Source organism: Arcanobacterium ihumii, from assembly GCF_900604515.1.
Classification (GTDB): Bacteria; Actinomycetota; Actinomycetes; order Actinomycetales; family Actinomycetaceae; genus Arcanobacterium_A; species Arcanobacterium_A ihumii.
This window is the reverse complement of sequence record NZ_UWOS01000001.1, coordinates 866,084-882,916: the sequence shown is the minus strand read 5'-3', so window position 1 is coordinate 882,916 and position 16,833 is coordinate 866,084. Positions and strand designations below refer to the sequence as shown.

Genomic DNA, 16,833 nt, shown 5'->3' with positions numbered 1-16,833 from the left:
TGTTTTTAGAGTGGTATTGGAATCGATCAAATGAGTGAATATTTGTCTATTGATGTTGGTGAGCGACTAGCTGGTATTTGTGTGCGTTTGATGTTGCGTCGCATATATCAAGTTACCACCAATGAAAATGATTTGTGTGGTGAAGGTCGAGATGGTGAGTACCTATGTGTAGAGACGTTTCTGCGACAGGCTTTGATAGCTATTGAGAGTGGAGAATTTAGTGTTGCTAACTCGTCACTAAAGGAAATACGAACAATTATCGAGTGCCGTACTGGGGATCCTTGGCTTGATTGTGAATCCCTTGATGAGTTGATGCGGTTCGTTGGCGGCTTGCAAGTCGGAATTGTTGATCGAGAGGCTGGGCTCTCTGTCTGGTTCCATGAGACACATTATTGGCGTACTAATGAAGTATTTGAATCCCCATACGTGTTTTCGTTGCCGAAAAATGCCTATTTAAAAATGCTGCTGAGCATTGTTTTGTTAGTGGCAGGGACTCTATGTCCTGTGTTCAACTTGGGTAGCCGCTCCATTGCTCCAGCTATGGGATGGTTTGTGTTTTTTTATTTGTCTGCGGGTTCTCTTGGGCTTTTGAAAGTCTCGATGCGTGGAGTTTTTTCTTGTTCATTGCTGTTAGCTATTTCTACATGGTTTTTTGTTCGTGTGTTTCCAGCGGTTGACGCTTCTTATCAATTCAGTATGGTTGCTGGACTCATCGCAGGTGGATTCCTGTTTGATCAAGTTGTTAGGTTGAGTCGAATGCGGTGGTTAAAGAAGTTCTCTCCTTTAACTAGATTGTGGGTGAAAAAGAAAGGGGTGCATTCTTTTGAAGTAGTGATAGAAGACGAGAACTTCAATCTTGTGAAAAGGTTTGAAATTGCTCGATTATCGAACTACTTTGATCTGTTTCTTTCTTACGAGCTTAGCTCGCGACTTGATACGGCTGTCGAAAATGTGCAAATGAATGGCGAGGAAAACTGGTTTCAAGTTTATCCTTTGTTAGTCGCTCCACGGATGAGTGAAGGTAACTATGTGATCCCATATACTTGGGATGAATCACAGAGAGCTACCAAAGGCATTGAATCGGTAGATTTTGAGAATTATTTTGCTCGCTATGATCTAAGGTTGCTCCCCGAGTTTGTTAGGAAATATAGCGTCTAGCCAAAAGTTAGTGATCCAATCTCGATAGATCTTTGCCTCGAGGGTGTAGCTCAAATTGACGGATATGCTAGATAGGTATCCATGCTTTCATCCTTTGAGAAGGACGCCGCAGCGCGTAACTGTTTAATCGTGGTGTCGTGAACGAGTTTAACGTAATCTTGATGTGTTTGACTTTGATCATGAAAGGTTCAATTCCTCGGGTGCTATTTTTGCTTAGGAATACTGTAGATAGTGCGGTGGATCTCTTCAATCATCTTGTGGATTCGCTGTTTGATGGCATGATCTACACCTCGTCCGGTGTTGGTATTATGCGCGTTGACTGGCTTCCATATCGCTATCTTGATTGGGATGTCTGGGCTACATAAAGGAAACTTCGTAGCACGACTTGAGGTATTTTTGCCTGAAAAGAAAGTTGTATTTTGGGCTCAACGTATTGTTCTTCAGTATGTAGTTTTAAGGAAATTCTTTCTGAAGCGATGAAGTGAAGGGAACGGTGTACAGAAATGAATCTCACCGAAGAATGGCTAAAAGAGCTTCACAGCAAAACATGTACGGTGCTGCGCGTTTTGCATCATGGTAAATCACTCGTAGTTGTTTTTACGAAGCCTTTTCCCGCCCATGCGCTCAACGGAGAACAGTTCCTTGTTTTTACGCTTACCTTTTCGGGTGTGCAGTATTACCAGCAGAATTACCAATCGAAGAATACTCTGTACCACAGTTCAGAGGCGAAATCAGATCCCCTTGATCGTCAAACTTCTCCCTCTGATTCAATGTTTTTGCTCAATGCGCTCGAAATTTCTGGGTTGGATGCTACATCCGCGATTGAAGATTCCGACTTGGTTTCGTGTGCTTTGCCGTGCGATGTGAAGCTTGTTATTGGAAGTAAAGAGTTTTCCTTCACCTGCGAAGACATTGCCTTAGACGCCTATGCTCAGGACGGTGAAGAATGAAAGTTCAGCTCATATCGACAGGTGTGGAATACGACGTCGTACTGATCCAAAAGACCTGGAAGAATACCTATTTTTATCTCGCAAGCTATTCCGACGACGCTCGCCTCGTTCCTTATGGTTCTCGCGTGCCGCAAAGGCAAGTGAGGGTGTTGGATCCTGCGCAACCAAACTGGGTTTCTCCTCGGAAAATACGCGGCTACCTAGGAACTATCACCACTGATGAGCGTTTAATTTCTTACCTGGAGAGAGAACCATATTTTCTTCGCTCGCTCAGGGAAGGAGTTCGTGGACCTGTTGAAATTATTAATCTAATTTTTGCGTCGGACGACACCGCTTTAAGTATTCTTAACGATAAGCGCGACATCAGTGGTCTACTAGTTTCTCAACAACAAGTAGAGCGATATGTGCGCAGTGAAGTGCGGGCTTTGATTTCACGCATGAGCGAGACGGACTGTAACTGCCGTTTTGTCGATGACGTAGTTCGATTCTCCCAAGATAATTGGTGGCTATCCATCAGGAGTGATTCGATTGTTGGCTATGAACTTATGGTTCACGTTCAAGAAGGCGACGAGAGCGTTGGACTTTGGATTCAAGAGGATACGGATGCCTATCCGCTTTTCGAAGCTGACGACGCTTGGCGAACGTTGATGAGTGTGGATGCTGCAAAAATCGTTGTAAACGCACTGTTTAATGGTGAGATTTACAGTGGAGCGGTTGCGGGAAAAGGCTATCTTGCAGTTCCCACTGGTGAGGACGATTCGTATATCGTTTGTGAAGGAGAACTAAAGCGCCGTCGTCAAACATTGACGATGACGAATACAACTAAGTGGACCCGTGACCAAGTGGTAAAAATGCTCGTTCCTATTCAAGTTAAGTAAGTAAATCGTGGTGACTGAAATTGAACGACCTTGACTTTCTCAAGCTTTGCAGCGATTTACCGCTTTTCCATAATTCATCGCAGCGTATTGAACACTTTGATGGTGTGTTTTGGAATGTATGTTTCACGTACTCGGCTTCGAGTGAAGGTTTCGTATTTCGCTTTGAGGATATTGGCGTGTCTGTAGGTCTTGGATCTGTGCTTGGTTATGAGTTTCAAGAGTTCAAAGGTGAATGGTCGAGCACATTCTAAGGCGCATACTGGGTGCTAGATTCGCTGCTTGCGGGAAATATCTATACGCAGCGCATCCATAAAAAGAATGCCTGTGTAGCGATTCCTTCAATGTGGCAGCCAGATAGTTATGACGTATATTTTTCCGATCTTTCGCACACAACCGGTCATCGACATTGTGAGCAATGGACGGCAGAGCGGGTATTTGCACGCTTAGTAAAGATCGATTTTTATCGTGATCTGCTTGCCTCGCTCATTAACTTCTACCGGTACGATCTAGAGTTTGATATGGGTGTTGGCCCGTCTTACGAAAGTGAAATTTCTGAAGTTGTGGAGTTTAGATGCCTCATTAGCCGAGTCCTATCAGATATGTACCAGCGCGATATACACGTTGATCTAAGTGTTCTCCTCAAATGTGACGAGTTGTGGCAGGGGCAGTTGGGGGAGTTTTATGCGCGGGGTGGTTCGTTTGTGGGTGAGGTCCCGTTCTCGGATGAGCCGGCTGTGAAGTGGTGGTGTCATTTAGCGAAGTTTGATTCGCTGTCTGGTGCTGATTTGGCTACGGTTTTTGTTGAAGAAGGCGATGATGACGGCGGTGTGGTTGCGTATCGATATGATGATCTGGGTCGTTCTTTGAGCTTCGCGACTTGGCTTGATTGCTTGCGGGATCGTGGCTGTGATGTAACTGTTGAGAACGTTACTGATAGCGCTGATGGTGCTGGGGTGCTCCGCCGTCGTCAGATGGCGGTGGTTCGCGCTGGGTGGTTCACGGTTCGCCTTGATGCTGTGGATGACAGTTTGACTGGGTTTGGTGTGGATGGTTTCGTGATTCCGCAGCTATGGTTGGGTAAACGACTCACAGACACACAAATACGCGAACTCACCGAAGCTGTTGTGACCGGTAAAAACGCTAGTTTGCGGCGCGCTGGTAACTGTGGTTTGCTCACGATCAATATTAACGAGCGTTTTATATGCGGAATTGGGAAAATGGAGCGATAATACCGAAAAGTTGAAGGATTCTTTTTCTAGGGGGGCTCATGCGTATAATGCGCTACGCATGAGCCCCCAAGCCAAAACCAGCTAATATTTATTCGAATTTAGACAGATAATCCTGAGCGTCAAGAGCTGCTACACAACCACTGCCGGCTGCAGTAATCGCTTGGCGATACTCGTGGTCTACGACGTCACCACAAGCAAAAACACCTGGAATGTTGGTGCGTGATGACGGGCTATCCACGATGATGTAACCGCCGTCATCAACCTTGATCTGCGAAGAAACAACAGCCGAGCGTGGTTCGTGACCGATCGCCACGAATAGGCCGCCAACCGGAAGCTCCGACTTCTCACCGGTAACTGTATCTTCCAAGGTCAGAGCCTCGAGCTTATTCTCGCCCTGGATGTCGGTTACGCGGGAGTTCCAGTGCATCTCCACTTTCTCGTTGGCGAGCAAGCGATCAGCCATTACCTTCGAAGCGCGGAGCTCCTCACGGCGATGGATAATGTGTACCTTCGAGGCGAAGCGAGCCAAGAATAGGGCTTCGGTAACGGCTGAATCGCCACCGCCAACAACTGCGATTTCTTGGCCCTTGAAGAAGAAACCGTCACAGGTGGCACAGAACGATACGCCCTTGCCTGAAAATACAGTTTCACCTTCCAGGCCTAGCTTCTTATAAGCAGAACCGAGCGCAAGAATCACAGACTTAGCTTCGTAGGTTTGCGAATCGGTCTTGATAATCTTGGTATCACCGGCCAAATCAAATTCGATTGCATCTTCGTATTCAACCTGCGCACCGAATCGCTCCGCCTGTGCCTGCATCTTTTCCATGAGCTCAGGGCCCATAATTGCATCTGGCCAGCCAGGGAAGTTTTCTACCTCAGTGGTGGTCATTAAGGCGCCGCCCGCATCGAGTGTGCCGGCGAGCACCAGCGGGTTCAATCCCGCTCGCGCAGTGTAGATAGCTGCAGTCCAACCTGCAGGTCCGGAACCAACGATGATGACGTCGTACTGTGTAGACATTCTTAACCTTCCTGAAGAACTGTTAAACCTGAGTAAACAGTCAAAACTACGAACTTTATTTAATTGAAATTTCGTTTATGACGGCACGCAGTTTACCTTCTTTGTCCACTGGCAAAGTATCAAACCAGAGTACAAATTCCTTGGTAGTAACGGGTTTGTTAGCTTTCAAAACCGTCTGGGCCGACATCGCTCCGCTTGCAATAACATCACCCTGAGTAGGCGCTGCTTGTTTAGCGTTGACCCATTGAATATTGCCACCCTCACCCGCAACAGCAACAGTAATTTCACTAACAGCTGTTTCTTTCTCAAGTTCGACGTGCAAGCCAACCTTATTCTTGGTGTATGTTGCTAGGTTCTTGTACCACCAGGTCTGCCAGGCGGTTTGTGGATTTCCATCGAATGTCTGTCCCGTCGTATTAACCAGACGTTGCGTCGATTCGTCCTGATTAGCAAGGAAGTCAGGGTTTTGTGCAACCGTGGTGACCTTAACGATCTTCGGTGGAGCAGCCTGTGCCTGTGCTTCCTTTTCTTTCTCCGCCTTAGCCTTCTCTTCTTCCTGTTTGGAAGTACCTGGCTGCGAGGTACTCTTTTGGTCCTTGGTGTCAGGTTTGGTTACTGAAACTGGATCGAGTGGCTTAAAAAGCTGCGAGATCCCAAAAATTAATCCGATCAGTGCCAACACGCCAAAGATGACGAATACTGCCTTAGGTGCGTTGAACTTCCGTTCAGTGATTGACGACGACGCCGGTACGGACGCCTCTTTAGGCGCCGCAGGTTCCTTACGTGGCACAGAAGCAGAATTTTCTGCCATGCCAAGGATACTCTTTCGCTCCGGAGCCTTGACTGGTGCTGGTTCTTCGAATAAAGAACTTGCGTTTGAATCCACTGTTTCAGGCAGTTTTGGCCATGCTAGCTTCGGCAATGCATGAGTAGCATCGCCACCTTGCTCATCTCCCTCACTTTCCTTCACAACATCGGCTTCTTCGCCTTTTCCGTTGCGTGATGGCCAGCTTGGCTGCGTGCTTAACGGAGCTTCTTCCACTAAATTATTTTCTTCGGCAAAAGCTTTAGCAAACACCGATGTTTCAGTGAGCTCGGGTTCTCCATTTGCAGCATTGGTGCCTTTGTTGGAAGAACCGGACGTGGTTTCGGTAACCGCAGTGATGGCGGCGTCGTCTGAACCGGTGTGATCGGGAGAATTTTGCTCTGGCGTCATCAGTTCTTCAACGGAAGGAAGGCGTGGATCGGGAAGGGCGGAAAAATCAACGTCTCCCCAAGGCATAATCATTCGCATGAAATCACCCGCGGAATTGACATTCCGGCTCTCGTTCTCCATCTCAAGCAGGTCGGTTAATGACTGTGGCAGATTGGGAAGTTCAAGTGCCTTGGCAATGAGTGCATCGTGTGAATCTGGATCTTTAGGGAAATCTTTGCCAAGCAAAAGCGCTGCCAGCATAACCACAAGTCCGCGTGCTTCTTCACGATCAAGCGTGGAGCTCAAGCGGTTCGTGTCAACACCGGAAAGTGCGGCACTCAAGCCCAGACCGTCCACAAGGGTTTCACCGGCGTCGGTAATGTAAATCTTGTTCGCAGCAAGTTGTAGGTGGCGTACCCCACGATGGCTCGCATTATAGATAGTAGATGCGAGCTGACCCATGACCGATGCAATGGATTCTGGATCGAGTGGCCCCTGGCCCAAATATGCAGAAAGGGGAGTTCCTAGAGGGAGCTCTGTGAATACGACTGAATCTTTTGCATCATCCACCACCGAAAGGACGGCGATGGTGTGGGTATCCTCGATCAGCGTGGACCGACGAGTTGCGTCAATAGTGGCTTCGCGGTTCGGATGCTGGCGATCAATTAGTATCGCCCGGACTTGGCGTGAAAGCACGGTGTCATTCGCCAACCAGGTTGCAGTTGATGCGGTACCAAATGAGTACGGAGCTGGCGTAGTCAGCTCGAACCGATCAGCAATTCTTTTCCCAGTGAAGGCAAGTTCCTCAGTCAAAGGGTCCCCCAAAATGCAAAATGGATATATCTACGCCAAGTTTACTCTGTTCAAGGGCGTTTTAGGCATTTCGGGAAAGAATCTGCACCTAATCAGTCTAAATGCGGCATATCTGGCACTTTCTTAAGGTCCTCTTCTTCAGCTTCTTCGGCAGCTTTCAGCTTCGATGTAAATTCTTCAGGAGCAACCGGCTTCGATCGACGGCCGTTATGAACTGACTTAACCAAACCAAACACCAGAACACCTGCTACCAGTGCGGCGAGTATCAAAGTTCCAGTAGATTCCCAACTTGCTCGAACGCGTACATTCACCGACATTGACTTTCCAACAAGTTGACCGGCGTCGTTCGAAATAGACAGGAGGAAACGAAGGTTTCCAGAGCCCCGAGCTTGAACCGGTACTGAAACGTTAACCGTGTTATGTGCAGGTACCGCAACCTTGACCGGTTGAGGTGCGTAAAGACGTGAATCAGAACCTTTCAGCTGCACCGTGACTTGAATCGGGAACGGTAGTGGGTTCGTTAAACGAACCGGAATAGAAGCCGTTTCTGAAATCATGTTGATAGTGGAGAGCGGTTCGAAGTGAATCTCCTTGAAGAGCCCTGAATCATCGGATAGTGACTCCAAATACTGCTTACGTTTCTCCACGTTAGAGCGGAAATTTACCGCGAAGAGTCGGTTGGAATGATTATTTATGATCTCCATGAATGGTGAACGATCTTGGAAGATGTTCGCGAAAGACTCAAGCTGTGAACGGTACGTTGTTAGCTGAGTAAAATCCTTGTGGTCAAACTCTCCGCCATTAACGGTGTTCTGAGAAAGTGGCCGGTAACGAACTCGGTTTGATTCGCTCTGTGCAAGAGAAGCAAAAGGAACTGGGCTTAACCAAGGCGCTTGGAGAATTGCCTGAACGTTCGAAAGAGTTTGACCAGAACCAACGCTATTACGCGGAACCGAGATTAAGATCGGGCGTGAATAGTTTGGTGCTTGGAAGGTGTGAATTGCCGTCAATGCTAATGAAACTTGGCGTGAATTTAGTGAATCAAGTTTGAGAGCAGGATCGTCTGATGTTGGGCTAAAGCTACCTGATATCGCATTATTAATGATCGAATCAGTTATCAGCACATCGAGTTGAGAATCTTGGGTGGGAAGCGTTGTATGAGGAGCAGGAGTGTAGTAAGAATCCGTTCTCTGAGCTAGTGAAGAACTTGGCACAATTGCGCCACGCACACCCGCCTGCTGCAAGAAATTAATCGTTGTTTGATCAACTTTTCCCTGTAAAAACGCATAACCAAGCTTGGGTTGAGTGACGATGTTTTGGCTGGCACCATTTGACTCACGAACGATTTGGCGAGCGTAATCGAGTTGTTGCAGATGGGCAAGAGCAGCGTAATCAGTATCAAAACGCGGAAGTAGCTCAGCGCTTGTATTCTGATTCGTCGCGAGCGCTGAACGGGCATTCGCCGAATTCAAAGCAGTGGGATCTAGAAGCAGATGGACACCGCGTAAATCGAATTTCTGAATCGTCTGAGCGATTGTTGATGCGCCGTCTGCAGATGCTTCATCTACAGACGCTTCTGCGTCCGTTTCCGGCGTTGGAACTCCGCCCGTAACATCGTCGTAAAAAGAACGTTCCTTGGCGAGGGTGTCTGTGGATTGAGTGACCGGCACGACGACGCTCACCGGCATCGGGCTGGGATACGAACCGTTCGACGTCAAAACTACCGACCGATCTGAAATCGTCGTCTCCTTGGTATTCACAACGAGGCTACCGTTTACTTCGATACCGTGCGCATTCCATTGTTCAGATGTTTTCCAGGGCAGTTGTGTTGCAGGAACCGTAAAATTAAGGCGGCGTTCACTTCCCGCTGGGACGTTGAGATTTGACGACGTTCCAATCACTTTCGTTGTAAAGGATTCGCCACTGAACCATTCGTAGAGGTTAATTGCGCGGTTGACGCTCCGCGTCTGTGCTTCGAGCTGCAAATCCGTCACGTCCGCATCGGAACCCGATGTGTTCGTCACTACCGCGGTAACGTGCAGATCGGAACCATTGTTAAGAACCGGAGATCCAAGATCAAGGATATGGATACTTACCGTCCCATCCTTAGTCTTTTTGGAATTGGCATGGTTGAACGTGGGTGCTTGGTGCGGAGTGGAATTCGGATTGCTAGGTATCGGCGCGAGAGTTGATGATGCTGGTGGAAGCGGATCTTCTGTTGCAGATGCGCTCTCGCCAAAAGGAAAAACCGTGAGCCCCGAAACCATAAAGGCAAGCGAGCCACAAACGGCAACTACTCGTGCGAAGCGAGAACGCAAGGTCACCGGCGTCCTCCTTCAAGTAGTTCCCGTGCGGCAGCTACAATTCGGCGTTCGTTTGGGTACGCCAAGCGTGAAGCAACCTTATCGATACGTACCCACTCTACTTTTTCTGCCTCGTGGTCAGGATCATTTTCGATGGTGAGTGTTCCGGACAATGCTTCTAAGAGGAAATGGTGGACGACCTTGTGAACGCGACGATCGGTTCCGGAGAACCAGTAATCGATTGACGCGAGATGACGAAGGATGCGGCCAAAAATACCGGTCTCTTCGGAAATCTCTCGAACGGCTGCTTCTTCAGCAGTTTCTTCACCTTCTAGATGCCCCTTAGGAAGGCACCACTCAAGGCGTCCTCCACGGTTTCGACGTGCGATCACAGCCACGAACGCAGTGTGATCTTGAACCGAAACAATTACGCCACCAGCTGAGGTTTCGTGGACAATTGGTAGGTTGCTTCGGCGCGTCGAGGTGTATGAAGCGGCGGCAATGCGCTTCATACGGCGTGGTCCACCCGTTGAGGCGGGGGTGGCCTGCGAATAATTCGACATAACTTCTATTGTAGTGAGTTAGGTTCTTCAATAGATGACCCGGAGGTACGATTCGTGGCACTCTTGGAGAGTGACGAAACAAAATCCAGATTCATTTATTTCAGAGACGGACGTAAACACCGGCCTAAACCAGCGTGCCCGGATGCTTGCTCAGGGACACCAAACCCTCAGCTCGCTTCCTGCGGCAATTCTTGAACTGGGATCTATTTTCTCACGTTATGGGGTGGAATTGGCACTGGTTGGTGGACCAGTTCGTGACGCGTTCCTTGGAATGCCTATTCACGACTTCGATTTCACTACGTCTGCCGAGCCAGAAGAAACCCTACGTCTCCTTACCGAATGGGGCGGAAATACGTGGGAAATCGGCCGTGACTTCGGAACAATCGGCGCCACAAAAAATGGTCTTGTGGTAGAAGTCACAACATATAGAAGTGAGGCTTATGATCCCACTTCACGCAAACCAGAAGTTTCTTACGGTGATTCGCTAGAAGGTGACCTCACTCGTCGTGATTTCACCGTCAATGCGATGGCTGTTCGACTCCCTCAACTGGAGCTCGTTGACCCTTGTGGCGGTCTAGACGACTTGGTTGCCGGCGTCTTACACACCCCGGCCCCCGCCACACAATCGTTCGACGACGATCCTTTACGTATCATGCGCGCCGCACGTTTCTCTGCGCAACTAGGGTTCGACGTAACCGCTGACGTTATGAAGGCAATGGCTGAGCTCTCGCCACGCCTGAGTATTGTTTCGGTCGAGCGTATCCAAGCCGAGCTCACTCGGCTCGTGGTTTCCCCCTACCCACGCCGAGGTATTGAGTTGATGGTTCATACCGGTGTTGCCGACGTTGTACTCCCAGAGCTCGCAAGCTTGCGTGAGACTGTGGACGAGCACGGAAAACACAAGGACGTTTACGAACACACTTTGACGGTTCTAGACCAAGCGATCGGTTTTGAAACTGATGCCGACGGCGAAGTGCCTGGTCCCGATTTTGTGTTGCGTATGGCGGCGCTTATGCACGACATTGGCAAGCCTGCTACCAGGCGATACGAATCAGACGGAAGTGTGTCTTTCCATGCGCATGACGTCATCGGTGCTCGAATTACAACGAAGCGGATGAAGCAACTTCGGTTTGATAAGCAGACGACGAAAGACGTATCACGGTTGGTTGAATTACACTTGCGATTCCATGGTTATGGAGAACAAGCATGGTCCGATTCTGCGGTTCGGCGATACGTAACGGACGCAGGACCGCTACTTTCGCGCCTTAACCGCCTTACTCGAGCAGATTGCACAACTCGAAACAAGCGCAAGGCACGCTGGCTTCAAGCAGGAATGGATGACCTTGAAGCTCGGATTAAGCAACTAAAGGAACAAGAAGAGGTTGATGCGATTCGCCCAGATCTGGACGGAAAGCAGATCATGGAACTTCTTGATCTCAAGCCTGGCCGAGAGGTTGGAATTGCGCGTAAGTTTCTTTTGGACCTCCGAATGGAAGAAGGGCCACTCGGTGAGGAAGAGGCGCGTAAACGTCTTTTGACCTGGTGGAACGAGCAACAGTAGTTTCGGGTATGGGGGTCTTACATGACTGCGCGGAGTGCCTTGAACATCGAAACTTAAGAAAACTGCTCTTAGTTCGTTTTAGTTCGCAAATCGGCGATGGAATGTTCCAAGCCGGTCTAGCCACGCTGTTCTTTTTCAACCCCCAAACTCTTGCCACGGTTGGCGATGTGGCCAGCGCCTTCGCCATCCTATTGTTACCATTCACCATCGTTGGTCCTTTCGCTGGTGTGCTCATTGATCGGTGGTGGCGACGCAACGTACTAATCGGTGCGAACCTGGTTCGTACGTTTGTGACGTTAGTGCTCGCCGTCGTCATTTCCTTGAGTCCTGAATCCGTAACCGTCTATGTATTAGCTCTGGTGACGCTCGGTGTGAATCGCTTCCTGCTCTCCGCGTTCTCTGCCTCATTACCTCATACTTTGCCTAGTCACCTGTTGGTTCTGGCGAATTCGATCATCCCAACTATCGGTGGAATCGCTGCCGGAATCGGTGCGGTTCTTGGCGTTTTTGTGGGAATGACGCCGGTAGCAGGAGTCACGCGCAACTCCCTTTCCCTTGTGCTTGCGGCGCTACTGTTCTGTTTTGCAGCACTCCTCGCATACCGGTTTCCGCGTGACGTGCTTGGTCCTCATCGCCACGTAGAACTTGATCAGGCCGCGGTAGTCACTAACCAGGAAGGCGCGCGTCTCTCCTTAATGTGTGACATGAAGGGAGTTATCGGAAACTTAGTTGAGGCAACAAAATATTTGATCCGGGTTAAAACTCCTGCTTATGCGTTAGGTGTAATGGCAATTCATCGCTTTATCTACGGTATCAATTTTATCGCCCTGATCTTGATCTCAAGAAACCTGTTGACCGATCCTAGCGATACTGCTGATGGGTTGGCGATTTTTACGCTTCTAGCAGGGCTTTCTTTACTCGGAAATGCGCTCGCGGTTGTTCTTGTGCCAATCCTGAACCAGAAATTTTCCCCGCACCAGTTAATCATCATCGGGCTTTTGGCCTCAGGCGCGTCACAGTTTGTGCTGGTCTTTAGTTATCGTCAGCCTTTGATATCTATAGCGGCTGTGCTCTTGGGGTGTGGCGTTCAAGGAGCCAAGATTACGGTTGACGCTATTGTTCAGCGTAATACCAATGATGTTTACCGTGGACGCGCATTTTCTATCTATGACATGCTCTTTAACATTGCCTTTGTGGGTGCCGCTGCACTTGCAGTGTGGTTAGTTCCTGATTCGGGATGGTCACCGGTTGTGTTTATTGGTTCGATAGTTGTTCACTGCGTCATGATTGTTGGCTTAGTGCGAAAGCGTAGTGATTTTCCGACCGTGGAATGATGTAACTCCGATAAACTCACTAATAGACTAAATAGCGAAGTAAATTTTGGTTAGCAAACCGGCAAGGTGCGCGAGTAAAATTCTCAAGAAGGGGTTGACTGTGAGTAAAACAGAGCAATCTGAAAATGTATCGAAAGATGCATCAAAGAAAGACGAAGAAAACCTCATTGAGCCGGCGCATCCGGAAGAAACTGCACGCCCAGTAACTGGCCTAATGATTCTTGCGGTAGGCGCGTTGTTTACCATCGCGATGGCGGGAATCAACTATATCGACTCGGTGTTTGCGCCGATGTTCCTTGCGTTGACGCTGGTTCTTGCCTTCCGCCCGATTGGTCGAGGTTTGTTGCGGCGTGGACTGCCTAGTTGGTTCGCAATTCTTACCACGTTTATCACCCTGATCGTCGTCTTCATGGGGACAATCGCTGTTACTGTATGGTCTTTGACGCCGGTTCCTGAAACCCTACTCCGCTACACATCTAACTTTGAAAGAATGGTAAACCAGCTCACCACGTTGCTTGAGAGCTACGACATCCAAACCAAGGATCTTACCAAGTATCTTAACGATTTGAACTTCAATTCCCTGATCAGCTGGGTGCTTGGCCTTCTGGATTCACTTAGCTCCGCAAGTGGTCTCGTTACCGTCGCCATCATTGCCCTGTTCTTTATTACGCTCGATACAACCACGATGACGGCGCGCTCCCAAGTTATCCGTAAATCTCATAAGAACTTGGCAAATGCGCTGGCTGGATTTGAAAAGCGGGTTCGTCACTACTGGATCATCTCCACGGTGTTTGGTTTGATCGTAGCTGTTATCGATGTCTTTGCTCTTCAATACTTAGGTGTTCCGTTAGCTTGGACGTGGGGAATGTGGGCATTTATCACAAACTACATTCCAAACATTGGATTTGTGCTCGGCGTTCTACCGCCGATGGCGATGGCTGCGCTTGATCAAGGTTGGGAAGCCATGCTGATCGTGATGGTCGTATATTCCGTGATTAACGTGGTAATTCAAACCTTTGTGCAACCAAAATTCGTAGGCGATCTCGTGGGTCTCTCCCCGACCGTCACATTCTTCTCCCTGATCCTGTGGACATCGATCGTCGGCGTTCTCGGTTCAATCCTTGCGGTTCCACTCACATTGTTTTTCAAGGCGATACTGGTAGATTCAGATCCTAGAACTCAATGGCTGGATGTTTTCTTAATATCGGAAGAAGACACCAAGAAGCGGAATTCTCTAGGTTTATACAACATAGATCAATCAGTTGAGGATCCTCTCACTGAACTTCGCAACCCGATCTTAGTGCGAAGCATTCATCCATTGGAATCAGGAAAACGTAAGCTTTCTAGTTTGTCGCGTCAGCTCAAGCGAGATACTCGCTCGACGCAGGCGCCTTCCGATTCTGGTAGCGAAGCGTAACTAGATAGGAACCCAAAGTAAACGAGGTGAACCTTAATGACCAAGCACACGGCTCCGCAAGGAGAGAAAGTTGCTGGTAAAGAAGGCGTAAAGAAACGTCGCTGGAACTATCCCCGAGCAGGCAAAGGCCCGGTTAGGCGTTGGCTCCCTTCGTGGCGATTCGTCGTAGGTACATTCCTAACGTTCCTAGCGGTAGGTATCGGTCTGTTCGTAGGTCTATACGTAACGACTGAAGTTCCTGAACCGGACGACTTCGCACTTGCACAGTCAACTACGGTTTACTACTCGGATGGGCAAACTCAGCTTGGTCGATTCGAACAGGTCAACCGAACCACGGTGCACCTGAAGGATATTCCGAAAACTATGCAGAACGGCGTCGTAGCTTCTGAAGACCGCACCTTTTACGACAATAACGGCGTATCTCCAAAAGCAATCATGCGTGCGCTCATTAATAACTTGCGTGGCGGTGCAACCCAAGGTGGTTCTACGCTGACTCAACAATATGTTGAACGTTATTACACGGGCACAACCACCTCGATCTTCGGTAAAGCCAAGGAAGCAATCTTGGCGTTGAAGATTGATCGTTCGCAAACTAAAGAAGAAATTCTTGAAAATTATCTAAATACAATTTACTTCGGCCGTGGCGCATACGGCGTTGAAGCGGCCTCCCAGGCGTACTTTGGTGTTCCGGCGTCACAAATGACGCTTTCGCAGTCGGCCATGTTGGTAGGTATTATCCCTGCGCCGTCGGCTTGGGATCCAGCTAAAAACCCTGACCGTGCCAAAGAGCGTTTTGACCGAGTAATTAAGTTGATGGCCGAAGACGAATGGATCACGCCAGAAGAGGCGAAGACAGCGGCATTTCCAACTACTTTAGACCCAGGCGCTCGCAACAGTTTCAGTGGAACTAACGGTTATCTCCTTGCAGAAGTGCGAAAAGAACTGATCAACAAGGGTGGTTTTACCGAAGACGAGATGGACACCAACGGCTACAAGATCGTGACGACGATTGATAAGAACATGCAGCAAGCGGCGGTTGATGCAGTTGCTAATTTGCCGAAGGACCGCCCAGCTAACAACCAAGTTGGTTTATTCTCTATGGATCCAAATAACGGTGAAGTTCTTGCGATGTACGGTGGTTCGGACTACCTTAAGCGTCAGCGTAACACTGCTACTCAGGATCGTGCCCAAGCGGGATCAACGTTCAAGTACTTCGGTTTGCTTGCCGCGATTGAGAAGAAGATTCCATTGACGGAAACCTTCCCCGCGCCGGCTAAGCAGTGGATTCCTAAGCTCCAAATCAACATTGCTAACTCGGGCAACGTCGGGTATGGATACCTAGATATCATTGAGATGACGAAGTATTCGTCGAATACGGCATATGTGAATCTCAACGAAAAGGTGGGAGCAGAAAACACTTTGAAGATGGCTCATAAGCTCGGTTTGGCGGAAGAAACACCGGGCCTTGATGCTAACTTCGCAAATGTGCTCGGCTCCGCGTCGGTCACCGCCAAGGAGATGGCACGTTCATATGGAGTCTCAGCCAACGGTGGAAAACTGGTTGACCCACATTTCGTGCGCGAGGTCTCTAAACGAGACAAGGAAGTTGTATATAAGGGTGTGACCACCGGTGAACAGGTGATTACTTCGGATCAAGCAGCTTTGGCTACCTTTGCTTTGGAATCAGTGTTCTCTCCAAGTGGCACTGCGGAAGACGTCAGCCTCGGAAAGCGGCCAATTGCTGGTAAGACGGGTACGTCAACGGGACCTGTGTCCGCTTGGTTCGTTGGATACACACCTCAAGTGGTTACTGCAGTCAATATGTTCCAACCTGGTGCGAATGGTGGAGAAGAGGTTCTCACCCCGTTCGGTCGTGTAAAGACGGTGTTCGGATCTACCTTCCCAGCGCAGGTCTGGGAAGAGTATATGAAAGTTGCTACTGATGGAATGGAGATTCAGGACTTCCCAGACGCAACTAAGCTAATGCAAACACAGAAACCAAAGGTGAAGAAGGAGAAGCTGCCGGAGCCAACTGAACCTGCCGAACCGTCCGCGCCAACAGTCGACCCAGCGCCACAGCAGCCAGCTCCTACAGCTCCTACAGCTCCAACAGCCCCAGCGCAGCCACCGGTAGCACCGGCTCCACAACCTGGACCAGGAACGGGTAACACGGGTGGAACGGGAACGGGCGGTAATAACGGCCAAGGAAAGAACCATAATCCGAATGGATAGATGAGCGATTCGGTGGTTGTGCTGATTTTCGTAGAAACCACGTGGTAGCTCGGAACAGTTAGAACTGCTCGATAACTCAATAAAATGTGACGAAAAAAGGCCGGCTAGAAGGAATTGTGGTGGAATCCGCAGGACTTTCTAGCCGGTTTTCGTGTAGTGTTGAAGATTGCGTAGATTTAGCG

At 49.1% G+C, this 16,833-nt stretch carries 13 protein-coding genes; 9 read left to right on the top strand and 4 right to left on the bottom strand.

Features of this window, described 5'->3' with window-relative positions:
* Positions 1 to 30 precede the first annotated feature (30 nt).
* From EIH22_RS03945 to EIH22_RS03925, 5 genes are all read left to right on the top strand, one after another.
* Positions 31 to 1,158, top strand: a complete 1,128-nt coding sequence (locus tag EIH22_RS03945; RefSeq protein WP_124054476.1) for a hypothetical protein — start codon at positions 31 to 33, stop codon at positions 1,156 to 1,158.
* A gap of 179 nt (positions 1,159 to 1,337) precedes the next feature.
* A complete protein-coding gene (locus tag EIH22_RS03940) occupies positions 1,338 to 1,523 on the top strand; it encodes a hypothetical protein (RefSeq protein WP_148086824.1) in 186 nt (61 codons plus the stop codon).
* Positions 1,524 to 1,661: 138 nt separating this feature from the next.
* Positions 1,662 to 2,108 (top strand): hypothetical protein, encoded by a 447-nt coding sequence (locus EIH22_RS03935; protein ID WP_124054474.1) that lies wholly within the window; start codon positions 1,662 to 1,664, stop codon positions 2,106 to 2,108.
* A complete protein-coding gene (locus EIH22_RS03930) occupies positions 2,105 to 2,986 on the top strand; it encodes a hypothetical protein (RefSeq protein WP_124054473.1) in 882 nt (293 codons plus the stop codon). Before EIH22_RS03935 ends, EIH22_RS03930 begins: the two co-directional genes overlap by 4 nt.
* A gap of 263 nt (positions 2,987 to 3,249) precedes the next feature.
* Positions 3,250 to 4,215, top strand: a complete 966-nt coding sequence (locus EIH22_RS03925) for a hypothetical protein (RefSeq protein ID WP_124054472.1) — start codon at positions 3,250 to 3,252, stop codon at positions 4,213 to 4,215.
* Positions 4,216 to 4,303: 88 nt separating this feature from the next.
* On the opposite strand, the gene trxB is transcribed toward EIH22_RS03925, so the two are convergent.
* The 4 genes from trxB to EIH22_RS03905 all read right to left on the bottom strand — a co-directional run bounded on the left by trxB (position 4,304) and on the right by EIH22_RS03905 (position 10,056).
* Positions 4,304 to 5,233 (bottom strand): thioredoxin-disulfide reductase, encoded by a 930-nt coding sequence (gene trxB / locus EIH22_RS03920; RefSeq protein WP_124054471.1) that lies wholly within the window; start codon positions 5,231 to 5,233, stop codon positions 4,304 to 4,306.
* Between the two features lie 55 nt (positions 5,234 to 5,288).
* Positions 5,289 to 7,241, bottom strand: a complete 1,953-nt coding sequence (locus tag EIH22_RS03915; RefSeq protein WP_124054470.1) for a protein kinase family protein — start codon at positions 7,239 to 7,241, stop codon at positions 5,289 to 5,291.
* Between the two features lie 92 nt (positions 7,242 to 7,333).
* Positions 7,334 to 9,565 carry a DUF6049 family protein gene (locus EIH22_RS03910; protein WP_124054469.1) on the bottom strand — a complete coding sequence of 744 codons (2,232 nt, stop codon included), beginning with the start codon at positions 9,563 to 9,565 and terminating at the stop codon, positions 7,334 to 7,336.
* Positions 9,562 to 10,056, bottom strand: a complete 495-nt coding sequence (locus EIH22_RS03905; protein ID WP_124054728.1) for an NUDIX hydrolase — start codon at positions 10,054 to 10,056, stop codon at positions 9,562 to 9,564. Before EIH22_RS03905 ends, EIH22_RS03910 begins: the two co-directional genes overlap by 4 nt.
* Positions 10,057 to 10,249: 193 nt before the next feature.
* On the opposite strand from EIH22_RS03905, the gene EIH22_RS03900 reads away from it, so the two are divergent.
* The 4 genes from EIH22_RS03900 (at position 10,250) to EIH22_RS03885 (ending at position 16,651) form a co-directional block, all read left to right on the top strand.
* A complete protein-coding gene (locus EIH22_RS03900; RefSeq protein WP_235001780.1) occupies positions 10,250 to 11,668 on the top strand; it encodes a CCA tRNA nucleotidyltransferase in 1,419 nt (472 codons plus the stop codon).
* A gap of 8 nt (positions 11,669 to 11,676) precedes the next feature.
* A complete protein-coding gene (locus EIH22_RS03895) occupies positions 11,677 to 13,002 on the top strand; it encodes an MFS transporter (protein WP_124054467.1) in 1,326 nt (441 codons plus the stop codon).
* A gap of 100 nt (positions 13,003 to 13,102) precedes the next feature.
* Positions 13,103 to 14,419: an AI-2E family transporter gene (locus EIH22_RS03890; RefSeq protein WP_124054466.1), complete on the top strand. Its 1,317-nt coding sequence runs from the start codon at positions 13,103 to 13,105 to the stop codon at positions 14,417 to 14,419.
* A 36-nt stretch (positions 14,420 to 14,455) separates the two neighbouring features.
* Positions 14,456 to 16,651, top strand: coding sequence for a transglycosylase domain-containing protein (locus EIH22_RS03885; protein WP_124054465.1), 2,196 nt, complete (start codon positions 14,456 to 14,458; stop codon positions 16,649 to 16,651).
* Positions 16,652 to 16,833 lie beyond the last annotated feature (182 nt).